Origin of the sequence: Planomonospora corallina (genome assembly GCF_042650625.1) — a bacterium.
GTDB classification, from domain to species: domain Bacteria; phylum Actinomycetota; class Actinomycetes; order Streptosporangiales; family Streptosporangiaceae; genus Planomonospora_B; species Planomonospora_B corallina.
Genome location: NZ_JBHSBM010000017.1, coordinates 612,730 through 614,191, shown reverse-complemented (window position 1 = coordinate 614,191; position 1,462 = coordinate 612,730). Strand labels below are relative to the sequence as shown.

Annotated in this window: 2 protein-coding genes; one reads left to right on the top strand and one right to left on the bottom strand. The window is 73.0% G+C overall.

Annotated elements, in window-relative coordinates; translation table 11 throughout:
• On the bottom strand, window positions 1–206 hold a 206-nt coding region (locus tag ACFOWE_RS15945), incomplete at its 3' end, for a 2-oxo-4-hydroxy-4-carboxy-5-ureidoimidazoline decarboxylase (RefSeq protein WP_377288394.1).
• A gap of 337 nt (window positions 207–543) precedes the next feature.
• Here ACFOWE_RS15945 and ACFOWE_RS15940 point away from each other — a divergent pair.
• Window positions 544–1,386, top strand: coding sequence for a deoxyribonuclease IV (locus tag ACFOWE_RS15940; protein ID WP_377288392.1), 843 nt, complete (start codon window positions 544–546; stop codon window positions 1,384–1,386).
• The last annotated feature ends 76 nt before the right edge of the window (window positions 1,387–1,462 follow it).

Genomic DNA, 1,462 nt, shown 5'->3' with positions numbered 1-1,462 from the left:
AGCGCGGCGAGCACCTCGGCGGAGCCGAGGCCGAGCACGGCGGCCTCGGCCGCCGCGGTCAGCTCGGCGAGGTCCCGGTAGGGGCGCCGCCCGGCCACGGCGCGGGCGAAGGCGGGTGAGGCGCAGCACGTCAGCAGCTCGGCCTCGGCCTCGGCGGCGCCGAGCGCGTTGAAGCCGGACAGCGCCGCGGGCGCGGGAGGCGTCATCCGGACCCCGCCGGAGGTCCCGCCGCGGATCCCGGTGAGGGACCCGCCGGCGGCCCCGTCAAGGGCGAGGGCCCGGCGAAAGGGGCCCGCCGGGGGTCCGGAGAAAGGGACCCCCGGGGTCCGGTGAAAGGACCCGCCGGGGGCGTCACGTTCGGCATGTCAGCAGTACACACACCGGTCCGGGCCTGACTCTTCGGCGAATCGCCACCACAGAAGGGAAGTCGTCCAGCAGATTTCCACAAGCGATACGTCCGTTAGTCGACCTTTTCCCTACGACCGTCCAGTCTTCCGAGCCTTCCCTGGGCCGTCGGGCGCAGCGCCTACACTGGGCGGCATCATGACTTCTCTCTCCCTCATCGGCGGACACGTCTCCGTCACCGGCGGCCTGGCCAAGGGCGGCCTGAAGTACGCCTCGGAGATCGGCGCCGAGATGATCCAGGTGTTCGTCACCAACCCCCGCGGCTGGGCCCTGGCCGCCGGCGACCCGGTCCAGGACGAGCGGCTGCGCGAGTCGGGCATGATGACGTTCGTGCACGCGCCCTACCTCGTCAACCTCGGCACCCCGAGCTCCGAGACCCTGGAGAAGTCGGTGGCGACCGTACGGCACGGCCTGCTGCGCAGCGCGGCCATCGGGGCGAAGGGCCTGGTGGTGCACACCGGCTCGGCGGTGAGCCAGCCCCGCGAGGACGCCCTGCGCCAGCTCCACGAGCACCTGCTCCCTCTCCTGGAGGAGCTGCCGGACGACGGCCCCGACCTGCTGCTGGAGCCGATGGCCGGGCAGGGCGGGATGCTCTGCGCGACCGTCCAGGACCTGGAGCCCTATCTCGCGGCGCTCGACTGGCACCCGAAGGCCGGCATCTGCCTGGACACCTGCCACGCCTTCGCCGCCGGCCACGACCTGTCGACCCCCCAGGGGGTGCGGGAGACCTTCGACTGCCTGCACGCGGTCGCCCCGGGTCGGCTCCGGCTGATCCACGCCAACGACTCCAAGGACGTGTGCGGCTCCAAGAAGGACCGGCACGAGAACATCGGCGCGGGCCACATCGGCGCCGAGGCCTTCGCCGAGCTGATGCGCCACCCCGCCTGCGCCGGGATCCCGCTCTGCATCGAGACGCCCGGCGACGCCGCCAGGCACCGCGAGGACATCGAGCTGCTGAAGAAGCTCCGCGACGGGCTGTGATCCCCGGCGGGCTGTGATCCCCGGCGGGCTGTGATCCCCGGCGGGCTGTGATCCCCGGCGGGCTGTGATCCCCGGC

Coding starts and splice junctions, on each gene's coding strand:
- ACFOWE_RS15940 (WP_377288392.1), top strand. CDS start 544: ATGACTTCTCTCTCCCTCATCGGCGGACACGTCTCCGTCACCGGCGGC.